We start from the raw sequence: 2,797 nt of genomic DNA on the forward strand, positions 1-2,797 counted from the left end.
TCGCCCATGACGGTCAGGTCTATCTTCTCGCCGTGGTAACGATACTCCGAGACCTTGAGACCGTCGAGCAGCGTGTCAACCATAGTCCCCAGGCCGGAGGTGTTGAGCCCTGCTTCGGCTATGCGTTCCCGGTCAGGTATGACCCTGACTTCGGGGTTGCCCAGGTCCAGAGCCGGGATAGGGCGCATCTGGCTGGTGGGTAAAATTTTTTGGAGTTGGGTGTAGATGCGGCGGCCCAGGGCCAGGACGCGGTCGAGGTCCGGTCCGGTGATTTCTATATTAATAGAGCGTCCGGCGCCGATGCCGCGGGCGAAAAGGCTGGGCTGCCGCACGATGGAGATGACCCCGGGTAGCTTGTTTATGGCCCGGCGGATAACCGGAATAAGCTCCTTGATACGCGGGGCGTCCTCAGGGAAGGGACTGATGCCCATATAGGCCGTCTGGCCGAAAGCAAAGAAAAACATGTTGTTGATGGGCGGGGCGTCCAGCCTGGCCGCCTCCGGTGAACCGGGTAGAACCGACCAGTACGGGGAGAGGTCTCGCTTGATGCTCCGGGCCATCTTCTCGAACTGCCTCAGGTTGTACCCCGGGGGCGGGATCATGAGGGCGGAGATGGAATCCCGGTTGCCTTCAGGCAGATATTCAGCCTTCGGGGCCAGGAAGGCGGCCATGCCCAGGGCGGCGGAGGTTAAAAAGATAATAATCAAGACCTGAGCCCAGATTCGGCCACTGATCCAATAGGTAATGCGGGGGACGAAAGTGACAACGGCCCGTGCCGGCCAGGCCAGCGCGGATGGTTTTGCCTTTTGGGTTGAAGGCATGTCTTCATTATTTTGAAGAGTCTGCCTTTTCTTTCTGAGCCGCAGCACCCCTAAGATCCTGGAAGCGAAAGTGGGGATGACGGTTATGGAAACGATGAGCGAGAGAAAGACGGCGCTGGAAATAGCGATAGCGATATCCCGAAAGAGCTGACCAGCCTCCTCCTGAATATAGACCATCGGCGCAAACACGGCGATGGTCGTCAGGGCGCTGGCCAGGATGGCCCCCCAGACTTCCTGCGTTCCTTTCAAGGCCGCCTCCCTGAGGGGCTCACCCTCCTCGCGGTGGCGAAAGATGTTCTCCAGGACCACAATGGCCGCATCCACGACAATGCCTACGGCAAAGGCCATGCCAGCCAGGCTGATGACGTTGATGTTCCGGCCGAAGACCGTCATGAGGAAGAAGGCGCCGATGACGCTGATGGGAATGCTCATGGCAATAATCAGGGTGCTGGTGAGGCTGCGCAGAAAAAGCAGCAGAACCACCACGGCCAAACTGCCGCCCAGAAAGAGGTTGTTGCGGACCAACCTAATGGCCGATTTGATGTAGGTCGTCTCATCGTATGACTGAACGATCTCAAGCTTCCGCTCGGCGAGAATACCTCGATTCAGTGCGGTGATGGCCTTTTTGAGACCGGCCATGACGGTCAGGGCATTGGCGCCGGTGGCCCGCACCGCGTTCATGACAACGGTTTCGCTGCCTTTGCCTCGTGTGGTGTAGTAAGTGGGTTTCTTGAAGGCAAGCTGCACCCGGGCCACGTCCCGGACGTAGATGGGATCGCCGCTTATGTTTTTGATGATGACCCGTTCAATATCCTCCGGGCTCTGATACTCCCCCACAGTGCGAACGATATACCGCCGTTTGCCTTCGTCGAAATTACCAGCGCTGGTATTCTTGTTGCCCGCGGCCACGGCGCGAATGACCTCCTGAATCGTGACCCAGCGGGCGGCCAGTTTCTGGGGATCCACGATGACCTGCATCTCCCGCTCCGTGCCGCCGTAAACATTAACCGCGGCCACGCCGGAGACGCGTTCGAGTCTGGGTTTGACATAATCTTCGATGAAATCCCGATCCCTGGTCACCGGCTCGACCCGGCCTGGCAGCGCCCGGATAATGTTCCAGGTCATGGCGGTCCGATGTTCGCCAGCCGGGATGAGAATAGGCCTTTGGGCCTCGTCCGGGTATCGAGGCACCTGCTGCAGGCGGTTGGAAACCTTGAGCAGGGCCGCATCCACATCGGTGCCAATCTGAAACTCGAGGGTGACGGTCCCCCGCCCGTCGCGGGACTGGGAAGTCATCCTGGATAGGCCTTCAACGCTTTTGAGCTTTTCCTCCTGCTCCTCGACGATCTCGCGCTCGACCTCAACCGGGCTGCCTCCGGGCCAGTAAGTTCGAATGCTAATGGTGGGTTTTTCCACGTCCGGGGTGAGCTGAACCGGAATGCGCATCAGGCCGATGAAGCCGAAAAGCACAAGTAGAAGCACACCGACGATCACGGTCACCGGGTTGCGTATGGAGAAGTCGGTTAGTTTCATTAAGGCGTTTTTAGTCCTGGGAAGTCTGAGGCGAAACGATGGTGACCTTCTGGCCGGGCCAGAGGCGTTCGTTGCCTTGGACCACGACCATCTGGCCCGGTTTGATCTGGCCGAAGATTTCGATCAGCTGCCCGTGAGCTTCACCGGTGCGGACCGGCACGGGGAAGACGGCCTTTCCGCGGATAACAAAGACGGTGGCCTTACCTTTATTCAGGACCAGGGCGTCTTTGGGGATCAGGCGTGCTTGACGCGGCGAGCCGCTCAGAGAGACCCGGGCCAGGAGTCCGGCCTTTATTCTGCCATCGGAGTTTGGCAGAGAAACCTCCAACGGCAGGTTGCGGGATTTCTCTGCGGCAGCCGGAATGATAACCGAGACCTGGCCCTTAAAGACATCCCCCTTGAAGGCGTCAAAGGTGACCCGGGCTAAAGACCCGACCTTGATT

General features: G+C 58.9%; 2 protein-coding genes. Both read right to left on the bottom strand.

Annotated features, from left to right (window positions below):
• On the bottom strand, positions 1-2,354 hold a 2,354-nt coding region (locus JRI95_16890; GenBank protein MBW2063222.1), incomplete at its 3' end, for an efflux RND transporter permease subunit.
• A gap of 10 nt (positions 2,355-2,364) precedes the next feature.
• A partial coding sequence (locus tag JRI95_16895; protein MBW2063223.1) for an efflux RND transporter periplasmic adaptor subunit occupies positions 2,365-2,797 on the bottom strand: 433 nt, incomplete at its 5' end.

This window comes from Deltaproteobacteria bacterium (genome assembly GCA_019308995.1).
Taxonomy (GTDB): domain Bacteria; phylum Desulfobacterota; class Desulfarculia; order Adiutricales; family JAFDHD01; genus JAFDHD01.